Source organism: Phenylobacterium sp. (genome assembly GCF_036563385.1).
Lineage (GTDB): Bacteria > Pseudomonadota > Alphaproteobacteria > Caulobacterales > Caulobacteraceae > Phenylobacterium.
The window spans coordinates 208,983-225,576 of sequence record NZ_DATCML010000015.1; the positions used below are offsets into that span (position 1 = coordinate 208,983).

14 protein-coding genes are annotated in these 16,594 nt (G+C 70.9%); 6 read left to right on the top strand and 8 right to left on the bottom strand.

Going from position 1 to position 16,594, the window contains the following annotated elements:
- Nucleotides 1–136: 136 nt before the first annotated feature.
- Nucleotides 137–3,178, top strand: coding sequence for a PAS domain-containing hybrid sensor histidine kinase/response regulator (locus VIL67_RS16065; protein WP_332049922.1), 3,042 nt, complete (start codon nt 137–139; stop codon nt 3,176–3,178).
- Here VIL67_RS16065 and VIL67_RS16070 read toward each other — a convergent pair.
- Nucleotides 3,175–3,900: a DUF4336 domain-containing protein gene (locus VIL67_RS16070; protein WP_332049923.1), complete on the bottom strand. Its 726-nt coding sequence runs from the start codon at nt 3,898–3,900 to the stop codon at nt 3,175–3,177. The two genes, VIL67_RS16065 and VIL67_RS16070, sit on opposite strands and share 4 nt — an antisense overlap.
- Before the next feature lie 154 nt (nt 3,901–4,054).
- On the opposite strand from VIL67_RS16070, the gene VIL67_RS16075 reads away from it, so the two are divergent.
- Nucleotides 4,055–4,453 (top strand): hypothetical protein, encoded by a 399-nt coding sequence (locus tag VIL67_RS16075; RefSeq protein ID WP_332049924.1) that lies wholly within the window; start codon nt 4,055–4,057, stop codon nt 4,451–4,453.
- Nucleotides 4,454–4,528: 75 nt separating this feature from the next.
- Here VIL67_RS16075 and VIL67_RS16080 read toward each other — a convergent pair whose 3' ends face one another.
- From VIL67_RS16080 to VIL67_RS16100, 5 genes are all read right to left on the bottom strand, one after another.
- Entirely contained in the window at nt 4,529–5,677 is a 1,149-nt protein-coding gene (locus VIL67_RS16080) for a histidine kinase dimerization/phosphoacceptor domain -containing protein (RefSeq protein ID WP_332049925.1), read from the bottom strand.
- 513 nt (nt 5,678–6,190) lie between these two features.
- Complete coding sequence (locus tag VIL67_RS16085) at nt 6,191–7,246, bottom strand: GGDEF domain-containing protein (protein ID WP_332049926.1); 1,056 nt, start codon at nt 7,244–7,246, stop codon at nt 6,191–6,193.
- A gap of 141 nt (nt 7,247–7,387) precedes the next feature.
- A complete protein-coding gene (locus VIL67_RS16090) occupies nt 7,388–9,121 on the bottom strand; it encodes a DEAD/DEAH box helicase (RefSeq protein ID WP_332049927.1) in 1,734 nt (577 codons plus the stop codon).
- Nucleotides 9,122–9,290: 169 nt separating this feature from the next.
- Nucleotides 9,291–9,419, bottom strand: coding sequence for a hypothetical protein (locus tag VIL67_RS16095; protein ID WP_332049928.1), 129 nt, complete (start codon nt 9,417–9,419; stop codon nt 9,291–9,293).
- 74 nt (nt 9,420–9,493) lie between these two features.
- Nucleotides 9,494–9,946, bottom strand: coding sequence for a hypothetical protein (locus tag VIL67_RS16100; RefSeq protein WP_332049929.1), 453 nt, complete (start codon nt 9,944–9,946; stop codon nt 9,494–9,496).
- 316 nt (nt 9,947–10,262) lie between these two features.
- Between VIL67_RS16100 and VIL67_RS16105 the strand changes: the two genes are divergently transcribed.
- The gene (locus VIL67_RS16105) at nt 10,263–10,664 is read left to right on the top strand and encodes a MerR family transcriptional regulator (protein WP_332049930.1); all 402 of its coding nucleotides are present in this window, start codon (nt 10,263–10,265) and stop codon (nt 10,662–10,664) included.
- Here the strand turns inward: VIL67_RS16105 and VIL67_RS16110 are convergent.
- Nucleotides 10,661–11,638 (bottom strand): LysR family transcriptional regulator, encoded by a 978-nt coding sequence (locus VIL67_RS16110; RefSeq protein WP_332049931.1) that lies wholly within the window; start codon nt 11,636–11,638, stop codon nt 10,661–10,663. The genes VIL67_RS16105 and VIL67_RS16110 overlap by 4 nt on opposite strands.
- Nucleotides 11,639–11,754: 116 nt before the next feature.
- On the opposite strand from VIL67_RS16110, the gene VIL67_RS16115 reads away from it, so the two are divergent.
- Genes VIL67_RS16115 through VIL67_RS16125 form a run of 3 tightly spaced genes read left to right on the top strand, consistent with a single transcriptional unit; the run spans nt 11,755 to nt 14,437 of the window.
- Complete coding sequence (locus VIL67_RS16115) at nt 11,755–13,002, top strand: FAD-dependent oxidoreductase (protein ID WP_332049932.1); 1,248 nt, start codon at nt 11,755–11,757, stop codon at nt 13,000–13,002.
- Nucleotides 12,999–13,361 (top strand): YybH family protein, encoded by a 363-nt coding sequence (locus VIL67_RS16120; RefSeq protein WP_332049933.1) that lies wholly within the window; start codon nt 12,999–13,001, stop codon nt 13,359–13,361. Before VIL67_RS16115 ends, VIL67_RS16120 begins: the two co-directional genes overlap by 4 nt.
- The gene (locus tag VIL67_RS16125) at nt 13,358–14,437 is read left to right on the top strand and encodes a phosphotransferase (protein ID WP_332049934.1); all 1,080 of its coding nucleotides are present in this window, start codon (nt 13,358–13,360) and stop codon (nt 14,435–14,437) included. The genes VIL67_RS16120 and VIL67_RS16125 overlap by 4 nt, the downstream gene beginning before the upstream one ends.
- A gap of 12 nt (nt 14,438–14,449) precedes the next feature.
- Here the strand turns inward: VIL67_RS16125 and parE are convergent, their stop codons facing one another.
- A complete protein-coding gene (gene parE, locus VIL67_RS16130; protein WP_332049935.1) occupies nt 14,450–16,510 on the bottom strand; it encodes a DNA topoisomerase IV subunit B in 2,061 nt (686 codons plus the stop codon).
- Between the last annotated feature and the right edge of the window lie 84 nt (nt 16,511–16,594).

Sequence of the window (16,594 nt, forward strand, 5' to 3'; positions counted from 1 at the left end):
GATACCCCGGCGTCAGCCTAGCGGAAAATGGCCCGGGGGCGGGCGGGGGCTCCAAGGCGGCGTCAAACCCGTTGAGGCGGTTGGGGAAACTCGTTAAGCGCAGCCTCCGGGGGGTGCGAAGCTGGAGAGGCGACGCATGGGAACCCCTGTTCAGACCGAGCCTTCGGCCGAGTTCGAGCGGCGGGTGGACCAGTTACTGGACGGTCTGCCGTTCCCGGTGTTCCGCACGGACCTCCAGGGCGTCACCCGCCACGCCAATGCCGCGGCCGAGGCGCTGTTCCAGCTCGGCCGCTCCACCTTCGAGGGCCGACCCTACGACCAGCCGCCGATCGAGGTGAGCCAGGTGGACGGCTCGCCCATCGAGTTCGCCGACACCCCCGTGCCCAAAGCCCTGCGCGGGCAGGAAGTCCGCGACTTCGAGATCAATGTGCGGATCGGCGGTGGCGAGCTGAAGCGGATCTGCTTCGACGGCTCGCCCCTTCGGGACCCCCAGGGACGAATCGCCGGCGCCCTTGTGGCGGCCCGGGACGTGACCGCCCAGCGCGCCGCCGAGGACGCGCTGAAGATGAGCGAGCGGCGGCTGAACGCCGTCTTCGACAACACCCGCATGGCGGTCTTCCTGATGGATGAACGCCAGCATTGCGTCTACGCCAACTCCGCCGCCGAGGCCCTGACGGGTTACAGCTTCTCGGAGATGCAGGGGCGGCCCCTGCACGACGTGGTCCACCACACCCGGCCCGACGGGCGTCCATACCCGCTCGAGGAGTGCCCCATCGACCGGGCGTTCCCTGAGGACAACCAGACCGAAGGCGAGGAGATCTTCGTCCACGCGGACGGCAGCTTCTATCCCGTGGCCTTCACCGCCTCGCCCCTGCGCGACGAGGCTTCCAAGACCGTCGGCACGGTGATCGAGGTGCGGCCGATCGCCGACGAGCGGACCCGCGAGCGCCAGCTGCGGGAGGGCCGCGAATTCCTGCGCGAGCTGCTCAACAGCACGGGCGAGGCCTTCTATGCGGTCGACCGGGACGGCGTCACCACTCTGGTCAACCCCGCCTTCCTGCAGCTGCTGGGCTTCGCCGACGAGAGCCAGGCCCTGGGTCGAAAGCTCCACGGGATCATCCACCACACGCACGCCGACGGCCGCCACTACGAGGCCGAGGACTGCCCCATCTACAAGGCGGCCAACGAGGGCGTTCCGGCGCACGTCGAGGGCGAGCTGTTCTACCGTCTCGACGGCTCGGCGGTCCCGGTGGAGTACCGCGCCCAGCCCATCGTGGTCGGCGGCGAGCTGCGCGGCGCGATCTGCACGTTCTTCGACATCTCCGACCGGCTGGCCGCCCAGCGCGAGATCGAGGAGAAGACCGCCGCGCTCGAGGAACAGACCCGCGCCCTGCGGGTCCTGAACGCCGCCTCGGCCGCCATCTCCGGCGACCTCGATCTCGAACGGGTCGTGCAGACCGTCACCGACGCGGCCGTGGAGCTGACGGGCGCCGAGTTCGGCGCCTTCTTCTACAATGTCCTCGACGAGGCCGGCGGGCGCTACACGCTCTATACGATCTCCGGGGTGCCCCGGGAGGCGTTCTCCAAGTTCCCCATGCCGCGCAACACCGCGGTCTTCCAGCCGACGTTCGAAGGCACGGGGGTCATGCGCTCGGACGACATCACCAAGGATCCCCGCTACGGCCACTCGGCGCCGCACCACGGCATGCCGGCCGGCCACCTGCCGGTGCGCAGCTACCTCGCCGTCCCGGTGAGGTCGCGCGACGGGGAGGTTCTGGGCGGCCTCTTCTTCGGCCACTCCCAGCCCGGCATGTTCAGCGCCCTCGACGAGGAACGCATCGTCGGCCTGGCCGGCCAGGCGGCCATCGCCATCGACAACGCCCGGCTCTTCCAGGCCTCGCAGTGGGAGCTGGAGGCCCGTCGCCGCGCGGAGGCCGACCTGCAGGCCCTGAACGCCCGCCTCGAGGAGCGCGTCGCCTCGGAGGTGGCCGAGCGGACCAAGGCCGAGGCCGCCCTGCGCCAGGCCCAGAAGATGGAAGCCATCGGCCAGCTCACCGGCGGGGTGGCGCACGACTTCAACAACCTGCTCACCGTGATCATGGGCGGCCTGGACACCATCCGCCGCAGCGCGCCCGAGGACGTGGCCCGCATCCGCCGCGCGGTGGACATGGCCACCAAGGGCGCCGAACGGGCCGCCAGCCTGACCAGCCGCCTGCTGGCCTTCTCCCGCCGCCAGCCGCTCGCGCCCAAGCCCCTCGAGCTGAACGCCGTCGTGCGCGACATGACCGACCTGCTGCACCGGACGCTCGGCGAGCAGATCGAGCTGGAGGGGGTGCTGGCGCCGCGCCTCTGGCAGGTGGAGGTGGACCAGAACCAGCTCGAAAGCGCGATCCTGAACCTGGCCGTCAACGCGCGCGACGCCATGCCGGATGGCGGCAAGCTGACGATCGAGACGGCCAACACCGCCCTCGACGAGACCTACGCCGCCTTGGACGCCGAGGTGGTGCCGGGCCAGTACGCCGTCATCAGCGTCAGCGACACCGGCTGTGGCATGGACAAGGCGACCCTCGCCAAGGTCTTCGAGCCGTTCTTCACCACCAAGGAGGTGGGCCGCGGCACCGGCCTGGGCCTCAGCATGGTCTACGGCTTCGTGAAGCAGTCCGGCGGCCACGTCACCCTCTACAGCGAGGAAGGGCAGGGGACGACCGTTAAGCTCTACTTCCCCCGCTTCAAGGGCGCCGCCGCCGTCGACGAGCGGCCGGCCGTCGCCGAGACGCCTCGGGCCAGCAAGGGGGAGGTCGTGCTGCTCGTCGAGGATAACGAGGACGTCCGCGCCTACAGCGCCCTGATCCTCACGGAGCTGGGCTACGTGGTGCGCGAAGCCGGCGACGCCGACGCCGCTCTGCAGGTCCTTAGGTCGCCGCAGCGCATCGACCTGCTGTTCACCGACGTCGTGCTGCCGGGCGACAGCGGCCGGGTCCTCGCCGACGAGGCGAGCCGACTGCGGCCCGGCCTGAAGGTCCTCTACACCACCGGCTACTCGCGCAACGCCATCGTCCATCACGGGCGGCTGGACGCCGGCGTCGAGCTGATCAGCAAGCCCTTCACCTTCGAGCAGCTGGCGGTGAGGGTCCGCGACCTCCTCGATCGCCCGGCGGCCGCGCGGCCGCCCAGCTAGGCGCCGTCCGCCGCGCGGCCCGCGGGCTGCGCGCCCAGCCAGCGGAAGGCGCTACGCAGGAAGGCGGCGCCGTCCGCCTGCACGGGCGCCCCGTGGGCCATCACCACCTTCTCGGCGGGCCAGTCGAGGATACGCGCCAGCGAGTCCCGCGCCGCACGCCGGCGCACGAAGCCGGTCCGGAATTTCCGCGGGACCTGCGGCTCCGCAGCGGTCATCAGGTCCAGCCCCGCGACCAACGCCCGCCAGCCGCGGAACCAGCCGCCGGGGAAATGCTGGATCAGGTCGGTGAACAGCACCGTGCGGCTGCGCCGGTGGAAGAACACCACCTCCGTGGTGATCAGGTTGCCGTGCACCGGAGCCTGGTCGATCTCGTCCGCCCAGTCGGGCGGCGCCGTCTCCCCGAGGTCGCCGTCGAACGCGAGGTCCGGTCGCTTGCCGCGCAGCCCGGGCGCGGCCCACAGCGCCGCCGCGGGGTAGGCCGCCTTCCACTCGGCGAGGAACAGGTGGTGCAGCGAATTGGGGGCGGCGAGCCAGCGCACGTCGCCCAGCGCCTCCACCTCAACCCGCAGCGCCGCGTCCAGCGCGACCGGCGACCAGACGAACAGCCGCCGCCCGCCGAGCCGGATCACCGCCATCCGGGTGGGATAGGCGAACCCCGCCACCGCCGCCTGCGGCCCGTCCGCCAGCCAGATTTCCTCGCCGAACGGCTGAAGCCTCGCCATCTGCGCCCCCCAGAACCCGGCCAGCATGAGCGCGCCAGCCCCGCTTGGGAAGTCGGCCGGGGCCCGGCCCCACGCCCTCGCCCTTACCTCCGCGGTAATCGACCGGCCTCCGCCGCCGCCCGATGCTCGCGCCATCAGCCACGGAGGACTTCCCATGACCACCCCCGCCGACCTCGCCTTCGCCCGCCGCGTTCTGGCCGTCGACGCCCTGACGTGCGCCGCCGCCGGCGCCCTGATGGCCGGCGCCGCCGGACCGCTCTCCGGGATCACGGCGCTGCCCGCGCCGCTGCTGCTCGCCGCCGGCGCCAGCCTCTTCCCCGTGGCGGCCCTGTTCGCCTGGATGTCCCGCACGCGCCGGCTCGGCGCGTTCCATGTCCGGGTGGCGGTGCTCGGCAACGCCGCCTGGGTGGCCGCAAGCCTCGCCGTCCTGGCCCTCACGCAACCGAACCCGCTGGGCTACGCCTTCGTCCTGGGCCAGGCCGGAGCCGTCACGGTGCTCGCGCTCGTGGAGGCCGCCGCCCTGCGCCGCCCCCGCGCGCCGGCGCTCGCCTGACCTCCACGGCGCCGGCTGGACGGTGCGCTCCCCAGCGGCGCTCAAGCCTGGGCGCGCGGGCGCACCGGCCAGCCTTCAGCCGGCGGTGTTCTGGAAGGTGATCCGGACGGTGACGCCCGGCGCAGTTTCGATGGTCAGGACCCCGCCGATCTGGGTCACCAGGGAGCGGACGAGCCCGTAGCCGAGGGAGCCCTCGCGCAGCTGGCCCATCCCGACCCCGTCGTCCCGCACCAGAAGCTCCACCTGCCCGGCGCCCGTCCGCTGCGCCTGCGCAAGCACGAGGCCGGCCCGGCCGTCGGGGAAGGCGTACTTCAAGGCGTTCGTGATCAGCTCGGTCAGGATGATGCCGACCGGGAAGGCGGTGTCGGCGTCGAGCAGTATCCCCGCGTCCGCCTCGGCCCGCACCCGAACGCGCCCGCGATCGGCGATGCCGCCCAAGGCGTCGCACAGCTGCGCCAGATAGGTGGCGAGGTCCACCCGCTGCCCCGTCTCGGACTTGCTGAGCAGGTCATGCACCTTGGCCATGGCGTGCAGCCGTTCCTGGGCGGCCTCGAATTCCGCGCGCACGGCCGGGTCCGACTGCCGCCGCCCTTGGACGGCGAGCAGGCCGGTGGCGACGGTCAGACTGTTCTTGGCCCGGTGGTTCACCTCGGTCATCAGCAGATCCCGCTCGGCGAGCAGCTCGGTCAGGCGCGCGTTCGCCGCCTCCAGCGCCGCGGTGCGGTCCGCCACGCGCGACTCGAGCTCGCTCGTCAGGATCCGCAGGCCTTCCTCGGCCTCCCAGCGCCCGGTGATGTCCAGATACGAGAGGAAATGGCTGGTGATGACCCCTTGGCCGTCGTCGACCGGACTCGCGAACAGCATGGCGCGGAACGCCGAGCCGTCTTTCCGGTACTGGACGATCTCCAAGGTGCAATCCCGGCGTTCGTCCATGGCTTCGGTGTATTGCGCGATCGCCTCGGGGTCTGTGCCGGCCCCGTTCATGAAATGGGGGTCCTGGCCCAGCAGCTCCTCCAGGGAATAGCCGCTGAGCTCGGTGAACGCCGGGTTGGCGAAGGTGATCGGGTTCCCTGGCAGCGTCGCGTCGGTGACCAGCATCGGCATGCGGGTCCGGCGGACCGCTTCCACGAAGAGCCCGCCCTGCTGCTCTACCGCGTCGACATAGCGGCCCGCGCGGGTGCGGTCCGCGGTGTCCGGCATGTCGGTCTGGTACTGGTTATTCATGGGCCTTGGTCGTGCCAGGGGCGAGCTCCGCATCAGCGGCGCTCGCTTCCGTGCGGTGGGAAGTACAGCTTATCCGAACGGCAGGCCGCGCGTCCGGTTTCTTGCGGAGGCGGCCCCGCTTGCGCCGACGTTCGGGAGGTCCGCGCGTCGGCAGTCGGGCGAAAGTCCGCTATCAGGCTCTGAGCTGGTGCCCGCTGTCGACCCGTTGCGCCCTCTTACCTCCCCCGCGAAGCGGCGGGAGGGGGACCGCCCGCCGACGCCCGCGCCAGCGGGCGGAAGAGCGGGGGGTGGAGGGGGCGAGCTTCAGACGCCGCGTTCGGGCGGCTGCGGCAGGCGCTGAGCGTGGGCTTGCTCGGCGGTCCCCCTCCCGCCATCGCTACCGCGATGGGGGAGGTAGGTCGGCTTCCACCCCGAGCTGACCTTCCGATGGTCGCTGCCGGCGCTGCGGGTGGGAATGTCCGCTTACTCACCCGGCGCTCACGTACGCGGGCCCTTGCGGGACTGCCCCGCCCGTCAGGCGGCCTGCGCCGCGACCTTGTCAGCCGCGGTCGTCCGGTTGCGGCCGCCGCGTTTCGAGGCGTAGAGCGCCGCGTCGGCGCGCTCCACGAGGCTCGACATGGCCTCGCCGGCCTTCCGCTCGGCTAGGCCCGCCGAGATGGTGATAGCGCCCAGGTCTTCGTTGGTGGAGCGCCGCTTGAGCACGCGCGAGGAGACCTCTTCGCGGATCTCCTCCAGCACGGTCAGCGCGGTCTCGCCGGCCTCGCCGGGGAAGATCAGGGCGAACTCCTCGCCGCCGTAGCGGGCCGCGACGCGCGGCGCGGCGCCCGCGCGGCCGATCACCGAGGCCACATAGCGGATCACCTGGTCGCCGGTCTGGTGGCCCCAGGTGTCGTTGAAGCTCTTGAAGTGGTCGATGTCGAGCACCGCCAGGGTCAGCGTCCGCCCCTCGGCCTCGGCCTCGGCGCAGGCCTTCTCCAGCGCCTCGTCGAAGGCCTTGCGGTTGGCCAGGTGCGTCAGCCCGTCGGTCATGGCGTCGCGGCGGACCAGCTCCAGGTGTTCGCGCAAACGGGTCACCTCGGCCGTCGTGTCGGCGAGCTGGGTCTCCAGGGTGCGGTTCTCGCGCTGCACGCGCTGGGTGGCGGTGGTCAGGGTCTCGACCATCGTCTTGATGGCCGTGGCGTCCTCGTTCTCGAGCGACTTGGAGGCCGTGGCCAGCTGTTGGCCGTACGCCTCGCTGGTCTCGCGCGCGCTCTCGATGGCCCGGGACACGCTGTCCAGCTCCTGGGCCAGGGCGTCGCCGGCCTCCAGGATCTCGCCGTTCAGCTTGGCCTTGGGCAGGTGCTTCTCGGCCAGCTGCTCGCCGACCGCGTCAGTGAACGCCTCGCCGGCCTCGATCAGCTGGTCGATTTCCACCGCCAGCGGGCTTTCCTTGTCGGCGACGTAGTGCAGCCAGATCTCGAAGTTGACCGGCGTCGGCCAGACCTTGTGCTGCTCCATGGCCGCGATCGCCTTGCGGGCGAGGGCGTAGGCCGTAGGCGCACGCAACAGGCTCTCGACGTCCGTCGACATGGGGCTCCAGCTTCCGTCAACCGGAACCTTCCCGTGCGTCACACGGCAGGTCCTCTCGTGCGAAGCAGCCTAGCTCCAGGGGCCAAACGACCGGTTAAACCGGGTCGTTAAGAGGCCTTAAGCTCGCCTGCCGAAGGCGCCTCAGTCTTCGCTGACCGGGGGGAGCGCGGCGCTGCGCAGGAGGAAGGCCGGCACGTCGGAGCCGAAGCCGACCACCCGATCCTCGCGGTCGCGGTCGCGGTCGCGGCCGCGGTCACGCCGGTCGTCCCGCCGCCGACGCTCGTCCGGCTCGCGGTGCTCGTCGCGACGCTCGGGTCGAGCGGCCCGCTCGGGCCGGTCGCCGTACGCCGGCCGTTCGCCACGCTCGGGCCGATCGCCGTAGGCGGGGCGTTCGCTACGAGCGGCGCGCTCGCCACGCTCCTCGCGTTCCGGTCGCTCGCTGCGCGGCGGGCGCTCGTCGCGCGCGCGCCGGGGACGCGCCTCCTGCGCCTCCGCGGCGGCGGCTTCCACCTGCGGCGCGGGCTCCGCCGCCTTGCGGCTGCGGCTGCGCTTGGGGGGAGGGGCCTCTTCGCCCTCCGGCGCGGCGGTGGGCTGCAGCGGCTCCATGGCCGCCCGCTCGCCGTGCTCCTTGATGGCGCGTGGTCGGCGATCACGATCTCGGTCACGGTCGCGGCCGGAACGTTCGCCGCCGCGGCCCTTGCGGTCGCCGCGGCCGGCGCGCGGCTCGTCCTTCAGGCTGCCCCAGTCGAGATCGAGCGCGATCTCCTCGGGGGTCTTGCCGATCAGCTTGATGACCTTGTCGATGTTCTTGGCGTCGGCCGGGGTGACCAGCATGAACGCCTCGCCCTTGCGCCCGGCGCGGCCGGTCCGGCCGATCCGGTGGACGTAGTCGTCGGCATGGTGCGGCACGTCGTAGTTGAACACGTGGCCCACCGCCGGGATGTCCAGGCCGCGGGCCGCCACGTCGGAGGCCACCAGCAGCTTCAGCTCGCCGTTGCGGAAGCTCTCGAGGGTCCGCATCCGGGTCTGCTGGTCGAGGTCGCCGTGGATCGGGGCGGCGTCGAAGCCGTGGGTCTTCAGCGACTTGGCGACGATGTCCACTTCCGACTTGCGGTTGCAGAAGACGATGCCATTGGTGACGTCGCTGCGCTCGATCAGGGTGCGCAGGGCCGTGCGCTTCGCCTTCGGGTCCGAGACCGGCATCTTGACCATGTACTGGGTGATGGTCTCGGCCGTGGTCGCCGGCCGCGAGGCCTCAATCCGCACGGGGTCGTGCAGGAACTGCTTGGTCAGCCGGGTGATCTCGGGCGGCATGGTGGCCGAGAAGAACAGCGTCTGCTTCTTGGCCGGCGTGAGCTTGAAGATGCGCTCGAGGTCCGGGATGAAGCCCATGTCGAGCATCCGGTCGGCCTCGTCGACCACCATGATCTGGACGCCGGTCATCAGCAGCTTGCCGCGCTCGAAGTGGTCGAGCAGGCGGCCCGGGGTGGCGATCAGCACGTCCACGCCGCGGTCCAGCTTCTGCTCCTGGTCCGAGAACGAAACGCCGCCGATCAGCAGCGCCCACGAGAGCTTCTGGCCCTTGGCGTACTTCTCGAAGGAGGCGGCGACCTGGTCGGCCAGTTCGCGCGTCGGCGCGATCACCAGGGCCCGCGGCATGCGCGCCTTGGAGCGGCCCGCCTTCAGGCGGTCGACCATCGGCAGAGTGAAGGCGGCGGTCTTGCCGGTGCCGGTCTGGGCGATGCCCAGCACGTCGCGGCCCTGCAGCGCGACCGGAATGGCCTCGGCTTGGATCGGCGTGGCGGTGGTGTAGCCGGTGTCTGCGACGGCTTGGAGCGTCGCGGGCGAGAGGCCCAGTTCTGTGAATTCGGTCATCTGATACGAGTAAAGCGGCGGCCCGCCGATCCCTGGACGAGAACTTGGCTGGCGTACCGCGGCGGCGCGAACGGAGATCGACGCGCGCGCGGAAGATACGGGCAGCAACGCCCAAGTCAACGCACGGGCGGCCCCCGACGTTCACAGATCGTGCCGCCGGGCCCGAAGATCAATGGGGCCGGATCAGGTTTATCTGGATCAGGCCGCGGAAAACCTGGCCGTTGGACCGCGCCAGGTCGGCCTGCGCCTGCCGCCGCCCGCGCCACTGGGCGATGCGGACCAGGCCGCGCGTGCTCACCGCCGCCAGCGTTCCGCTCAGCGTCGGACGCGGTCCGGCGTAGGGCAGGGCGGCGACCGACGCGGGCGGCGCGCTCAGAGCGGGCCGGCCTCGTACTTGGTCTCGCTTTTTTTTTCAGCGTCGCCCTCGGCGTAGGCGGGGGCCGGCTCCCAGTCGGGCTCGGCCGAGCGGCGGCTGCTGTCGGCCTGCGGGGCGCCCGAGCGCAGGGCGTCGGCGAACGAGCGGGCGGCCTCGCCCAGGGCGTAGGCCAGGGCCCCGCCGGCTGCGCCGGCCTCCACGCGGCCGTCGCCGCGGGCGCGCACATGTTCGGCGGCGTCATGCAGGAAGCTGCGGGCGCTCGGGCTCTGTCCCGCCTTCTTGGCCCCGCCGAGCGCGCCTACGGCCATGATCGCCTCGGCGATCAGCATCTGGCCGGTGCGCGAGGCGAGCAGCTCGGCGAAGCGGCCCTTGCGGACAGCCTTGGGCACCTTCACCCCGGCGATCCGCTTCGGCAGCAGGCTCTTCGTCTTGCGCTTCTTCTTGGCCATCGAGGGCTCCTCGTCCGCCCCACAAACGAACGTCGCCTTGGCCCTGTTCCGGCCGCCGCCCTCCGCCCGCCTGAGCCGGAACATTTATGGTGCAAAGTTTTGGCGTCCGGCTGGTCCCGTGAGACCTTGTCGGCGCCGGTCACCCGGCGCGTCCACTGGAGCCGCGTCATCGTCACGTGGACGCATAAATTCGGGCTCAGGCTGTGATTGATCACGAACGCTGATCAATCCATTGCAGACATTGATTGGACGGCTGACAGGCGGCTCCGCACTCTCCAGCGTGGGGGAAACAACCACGCTCTAGGAGGAGCGCTCCGTGGAAAAGCTGCGTCGCCTTGCTCCGTTCCGCACCTATTCGATCACCCAGCTCTGCCGGGAGTTCGGATGCACCACCCGGGCCCTTCGGTTCTACGAGGAACAGGGCCTGCTCTACCCGCGCCGCCACCAGATGCAGCGGGTCTATTCCTACAAGGACCGCGCCCGTCTCCAGCTGATCGTCCGCGGCCGTAAGGTCGGGCTCACGCTGGCCGAGATCCGCGACATCCTCGAGGCCTATGAGGCCGAGGGCGAGGAGGCTCAGAACGCGCTCGCGCTGCGGATCTTCAAGCAGCGGCTCGCCGCCCTGGAGGCCGAGCGCCAGGAGCTCGACAACGCCATGCAGACCCTCTCCCAGGCCTGCGAGCGCCTCGGCGGCCCGACCTTGGGCAAGGCCGCCTAGTCGACGGTCGCCACGAGGCGCGCCTGCGGGAACTGCAGGCGCGCCTCCTGCCAGAACGGCTCCGCCGCCGGGTTGCTTCGGCCCGGCGAGCGGACCAGCACGAACTGCGTCGTGAGCTCCAGCCCCTCGAGCGGGCGGCGGACCATGTCGGGGTCGGTCTCGCCGCCGGTGTTGAACCAGCCGAGCGACACCGCCGGCATCCGGAACTGACGCCCGTACCGCTCGACGCCGATCGCGTGCGGCTCCGGCGGCACGACCAGGCGTGCGCCGGCCCGTCCCAGGGTGGCGCGCAGCGGCCCCAGGATCGGGCTGCCGTGGGTGCCTCCCACCATCGCCACCGTCGCGTCGCGCAACGCCTCGGGCGGGATCACCTCATAGGCGGCCAGCGGCGATTCCTTGGGCACCAGCAGCTCCGTGCGCCGCTCGCTCAGCACCATCCGGGGCAGGGTCTCGGGGAACATGACCTCGGCGAGCGGCTCGGCCTGCCACTGCTCCAGCGGAACCGGCACGCCCAGCATCAGCGCCAGGTCAGCTTCCTCCCGCAGGAGGGCCCGTATCACCTCCCGCTGCCACAGGGGCGAGACCGTGAGCGGCTTGTCCGGATAGCGCCGGAAGAAGGCCTCCAGCACGGTCTGCCGCTCGCGGATCTCCAGGGTGTAGAGCGCCGCGCCGAAGACCACGCGCCGCTCGCGCCGGCCCTGCATCTGCGCCACCACATCGGAGAACCGGCCGCTCTCCGCCAGCAGCGCCTGGGCCGGCGCGATCAGCGCGGCGCCCTGAGCGGTCAGCGACACCCGGCGGGTGCTGCGCTCGAAGAGCGGGAAGCCGAGCCTCGTCTCCACCTGGCGTAACTGGGCCGACAGCGCCGGCTGGGTCACGTGCAGGCGCTCGGCCGCCCGGCCGAAGTTCAGCTCCTCGGCCAGCACCACGAAGGCGCGCAGCAGGCGCAGCTCGACCGCGTCTCTCCGGTCCATGCCGCATTGATAAGACCCGGCTATAGATCAACCAAGCCAATTGATTGGACCGGCTCGGGCTCCACGCCCAACCTGCCGTTGAACGGCGGCCCAAAGCCGCCTCAGCGAGGGCGCCGGTGGACGCTTACGACCTCATCATCGTCGGCGGCGGCATCGGCGGCTCGGCCCTGGCGACGGTCATGGCGCAGGCCGGGCGCTCGGTCCTGCTCCTCGAACAGTCGGAGGTCTACGAGGACCGGGTGCGGGGCGAGTGGATCGCGCCCTGGGGCGTCGCCGAGGTCCGGCGGCTGGGCCTGTACGACCTTCTGATGGGCGCCGGCGGCCATCACATCACGCGCCACGTCACCTGTGACGAGACCCTTGATCCCGCCGCGGCCGAGGCCTCGGCCCTGCCGTTGGGCATCTTCAAGGAAGGCGTCCCCGGGCCGCTCTGCCTCGGCCACCCGAGCCACTGCCAGACGCTCTTCGAAGCGGCCGTCGCGGCCGGGGCGGTGGGGCGGCGCGGGGTGCGCGTCGCCGAGGTGCGGGGCGGGGCCGCCCCGTCCGTGAGTTTCGAGCACGACGGCGTCCTGCGCGAGGCCCGCGCCCGCCTGCTCGTCGGCGCCGACGGTCGCACCTCGCAGGTGCGCGACGCCGTGGGCATCCCGCTCCACCAGGACACGCCGCACCACTGGTTCGCGGGTTTGCTGGTCGACGGCGTGGACGGCTGGAACCCGGAGCTGCAGGCGATCGGCACCGAGGACGAGTTCGGCTTCCTCGCCTTCCCGCAGGGACAGGGGCGGGTGCGCGTCTACGGCGGATACCCGCTCCACCAAATGCGACGCTTCAAGGGGCCGGACGGGCCCCGCCGGTTCCTCGACGCTTTCGCCCTGAGCTGCAGCCCCAACAACCGCGCCCTCGTGGCCGGCCGACCGGCGGGCCCGCTGTTCGCCTACGTCAACGCCGACTCCTGGACGGAACGCCCCTACGCCGACGGGGTGGTTCTGGTGGGCGACGCTGCGGGCTGGAACGATCCGATCCTCGGCCTGGGGCTCTCCATCACCTACCGCGACGTACGCATCGTCTCAGACATCCTGAAGGCCGAAGCCGAGTGGACGGCGCTGGACTTCGAGCCCTACGCGGAGGAGCGGGCGGAGCGCCTGCGCCGACTGCGCTTCGTAGCCAAGATCCAGGCGGCCCTCGACATGGAATTCGGCGAGGCCGCCAAGGCCCGGCGCCGCAGCCTTTTCGAGCGCTCCGCGCGCGAACCAGGACTGAAGGCGCACGCCTTCGCAGTGATGGCGGGGCCCGAGACCCTGCCGCCCGAGCTCTTCACTGAACAACACCGCGCCCGCGTGCTGGGCGAGCAGGAGGAAGCGGCATGACGCTCGCGCAGCCCGTTCGGCTGGACATCTCCGACTTCAACGCCCGCTGGCTCAAGGCCTGGAGCGACAAGGACGTCGACCGCCTCGTTAGCTTCTACGCGGACGGCTGCACCTACAAGGACCCTCAGACGGCGCAGGGGCTCACGGGCCGCACGGCCCTGCGGACCTACTTGCTGGGCTTGTTCGCAGCTACGCCGCCGATGACCTACACGCCCGACCAAACCTGGCCGATTCCCGGCGGCTTCTGCGGCCGCTGGTACTGCGACGTCCAAGGGGGCGGCCGCCTTCGCGGCTTCGATCTGGTCCTGCTCGAGGGCGAGGAGATCGTGCTCAACGAAGTGTACGTGCACACGTTGTGACTCTGCTCGCCCGTCCTGAAATCCGCCCGCCGGCCGCCGTGGACGGCCCCTGGCTGACGGCCGTGCTGCGCGAGGCCGGTCTCGACGCCGTCGTGTCCGGCGTGCGCGCCGAGCCGGTGGGCACCGGCCAGATCGGCGACAGCGTCCGCTTCCACCTGGACTACGGCCGGCGCGGCCCAGGCGCGCCGACGAGCGTCGTTGGCAAGTTCCCCGCTGCCGGCCCCGAGAGCCGCGCCACGGGCCACGCCCTTGGCAACTACCTGCGTGAGGTGCGCTTCTACCAGGAGCTGGCGCCTCGCGCCTTGGTGCGGACGCCGCGCTGCTACTTCGCCGACGTCGACGAAGCGACCAGCGACTTTGTCTTGATCATGGAAGACCTGGCGCCCGCCGAGCAGGGCGACCAGCTGGCCGGCGTGACCCTCGACCAGGCGCGGCTTGTGGTGGTCGAAGCGGCCCGCCTGCACGCCTCTCATTGGGCCGACGATCGGCTGGACACGCTGCCGTGGGTCTCGGGCTCCAGGGCCGCGCCGCCGAGCATGGCCACCGACGAGACGGTGATCGCGCTCTGGGGTGCGTTCAAGGACCGCTACGGTCCTCGCCTGAAGGCTGACTGGGTAGAGGTCGGCGATTGGTTGTGTCGCGACTTCACGAGTTTTGGGGCGGCGCACGACGGTCCGCGCTGCCTGACGCACAATGATTTCCGGCCCGACAACATGATGTTCGGAACGGCGCGCGGAGGCCACGCGGTGACGGTGCTCGATTGGCAGTCGTTCGCCTACGGCGCTGGAGCCACGGACCTCGCCTATTTCCTCGCCGGCGCGCTGCCGCCAGAGGTGTTGAAGGCGCATGAACCCGAGCTTCTGGAGCTCTACCTACGAACCCTGCAGAGCCTCGGGGTTTCGGATTACCCCTTGGCGGACCTGCAGCGGCACTACGGACGTGGGGCGTATCTGCTGTTCGGCACCGCCTTCTTCGCCGCGATGATCGTCACGCAGACCGAGCGTGGCGATCGGATGTTCCTCCAGATGCTGGGCTCGGCCGCCGACCACCTACACCGGCACGGCGTAAACGGCTGAGCCTGAACGGGATCAGACGTCGAGGTCGGCGGCGGCGAACTCGGCGTTCTCCTGGATGAAGCGGAAGCGCAGCTCAGGCTTGCGGCCCATGAGCGCCTCCACCAAGCTTTCCACCGTCTCCTCGGCGCGGGGCAGGGTGACCTTGGCCAGGATCCGCTTGGCGGGATCCATGGTGGTCTCCTTCAGCTGCGCGGGCATCATCTCGCCCAGGCCCTTGAACCGGCTGATCTCGGGCTTCTTGCCCTTGAACTCGGTCGCCAGCAGCTCGTCGCGGTGCGCATCGTCGCGCGCGTAGAGCGACTTGCCCCCGTGGCTGATCCGGTAGAGCGGCGGCAGGGCCAGGTAGAGGCGGCCGGCGCGGATCAAGCCTGGCATGGTCTTGTAGAAGAAGGTGATCAGCAGGCTGGCGATGTGGGCGCCGTCAACGTCGGCGTCCGTCATGATGATGATCCGCTCGTAGCGGAGCTCTTCTTCCTTAAACTTCGAGCCGCCCTGCACGCCCAGCGCCAGCAGCAGGTCGGCCAGCTCCTTGTTCTGTCCCAGCTTGTCGAGGGAGGCGGACGCGACGTTCAGGATCTTGCCGCGGAGCGGCAGGATCGCTTGGGTGCGGCGGTCACGCGCCTGCTTCGCCGAACCGCCGGCCGAGTCGCCCTCGACCAGGAACAGCTCGGTGCCGTCGGTGGCCTGCCCCGAGCAGTCCGCGAGCTTCCCGGGCAGCCGAAGCTTGCGGGTGGCCGACGCGCGGGCGACCTCCTTATCGCGGCGGCGCTTGAGGCGTTCCTCGGCGCGTTCGATGACGAACTGCAGGAGCGCGCTGGCGGATTTTGGCTGGCCGGTCAGCCAGTGGTCGAACGGATCAGCCAGCGCCTTCTCCACCAGCCGCTGGGCTTCAGAAGAGGAGAGCTTCTCCTTGGTCTGCCCCTGGAACTCGGGGTTGGCGATGAACACGCTGATCAGGCAGCCAGCCTGGGCCACGACGTCCTCGGCGGTGATCAGGCCGCCGCGCTTTTCGCCCACCAGCTCGGCGTACTGCTTCAGGCCGCGCGTCAGCGCCGCGCGCAGACCGGCCTCGTGCGTCCCGCCTTCAGGGGTCGGCACGGTGTTGCAGTAGGACTGCATGAAGCCGTCGGCCTCGCCGAAGCCCTGCGGCGTCCAGGTGAGCGCCCATTCGACCTTGCCGGTCTCGCCCGGGCGCTCGTAGCGGCCGGCGAACGGCTCCGGCGTCACCGTCTCGACGCTCTTAACGCGCTCGGCGAGGAAGTCGGCCAGGCCGTTGGGGAATCGGAACACCGCTTCGGCCGGCGTCTGGTCCTGGATTCGCGAGGGATCGCACTTCCAGCGGATCTCGACGCCGCCGAACAGGTAGGCCTTGGACCGCGCCATCCGGTAGAGCCGGGCCGGCTTGAAGGCCGCCCCCTCGCCGAAGATGATCGGGTCGGGGATGAAGGCGATCTGGGTGCCCTTCTTCCGGGTCGGTCCCAGCTTCTCGATGGAGCCCAGCGGCTTGCCGCGGGTGAAGGTCTGGCGCCATTCGAACCCGTCCTTCCAGACGGTCACCTCGACCCGCTCCGACAGCGCATTCACGACTGAGACGCCGACGCCGTGCAGGCCGCCCGACGTCTCGTAGGCCTTGCCGGAGAACTTCCCGCCCGAGTGCAGGACGGTCATGATGACTTCCAGGGCCGACTTCCCGGGGTGCTTGGGGTGCGGGTCGACGGGGATGCCGCGTCCGTCGTCCTTCACCGTCAGCTGGCCCTCGGCGTCCAGGGACACTTCGATCACCTTGGCGTGGCCGGCGACGGCCTCGTCCATCGAGTTGTCCAGCACCTCGGCGAAGAGGTGGTGCAGCGCGCGTTCGTCGGTGCCGCCGATGTACATGCCCGGTCGCTTGCGGACCGGCTCCAGGCCCTCGAGGACCTCGATGTCCTTGGCGGAATAGCCGGAGGTCTTCACGCCCACCACCGCAGGATCCGGCCGCGGCTCGTGACTCTCGGCGAGCGGAGCCGCGGGCGCCGGGTTCAGCGCGTCGTCGAACAGGTCGGGCAGGGCGGACTGGGCGGCGGAATTCGGCATGACTCGGTGACGGTAAGGGGATTCTGGTCGGGTATGAATCGGCCGAGACCCGAACGCAATGCGGCCGCGCGACACCGGCGTCGC

What these genes read in the sequence shown, in the direction of transcription:
- VIL67_RS16065 (WP_332049922.1), top strand. Translation starts at nt 137, where the DNA reads ATGGGAACCCCTGTTCAGACCGAGCCTTCGGCCGAGTTCGAGCGGCGG.
- VIL67_RS16070 (WP_332049923.1), bottom strand. Translation starts at nt 3,900, where the DNA reads ATGGCGAGGCTTCAGCCGTTCGGCGAGGAAATCTGGCTGGCGGACGGG.
- VIL67_RS16075 (WP_332049924.1), top strand. Translation starts at nt 4,055, where the DNA reads ATGACCACCCCCGCCGACCTCGCCTTCGCCCGCCGCGTTCTGGCCGTC.
- VIL67_RS16080 (WP_332049925.1), bottom strand. Translation starts at nt 5,677, where the DNA reads ATGAATAACCAGTACCAGACCGACATGCCGGACACCGCGGACCGCACC.
- VIL67_RS16085 (WP_332049926.1), bottom strand. Translation starts at nt 7,246, where the DNA reads ATGTCGACGGACGTCGAGAGCCTGTTGCGTGCGCCTACGGCCTACGCC.
- VIL67_RS16090 (WP_332049927.1), bottom strand. Translation starts at nt 9,121, where the DNA reads ATGACCGAATTCACAGAACTGGGCCTCTCGCCCGCGACGCTCCAAGCC.
- VIL67_RS16100 (WP_332049929.1), bottom strand. Translation starts at nt 9,946, where the DNA reads ATGGCCAAGAAGAAGCGCAAGACGAAGAGCCTGCTGCCGAAGCGGATC.
- VIL67_RS16110 (WP_332049931.1), bottom strand. Translation starts at nt 11,638, where the DNA reads ATGGACCGGAGAGACGCGGTCGAGCTGCGCCTGCTGCGCGCCTTCGTG.
- VIL67_RS16120 (WP_332049933.1), top strand. Translation starts at nt 12,999, where the DNA reads ATGACGCTCGCGCAGCCCGTTCGGCTGGACATCTCCGACTTCAACGCC.
- parE (WP_332049935.1), bottom strand. Translation starts at nt 16,510, where the DNA reads ATGCCGAATTCCGCCGCCCAGTCCGCCCTGCCCGACCTGTTCGACGAC.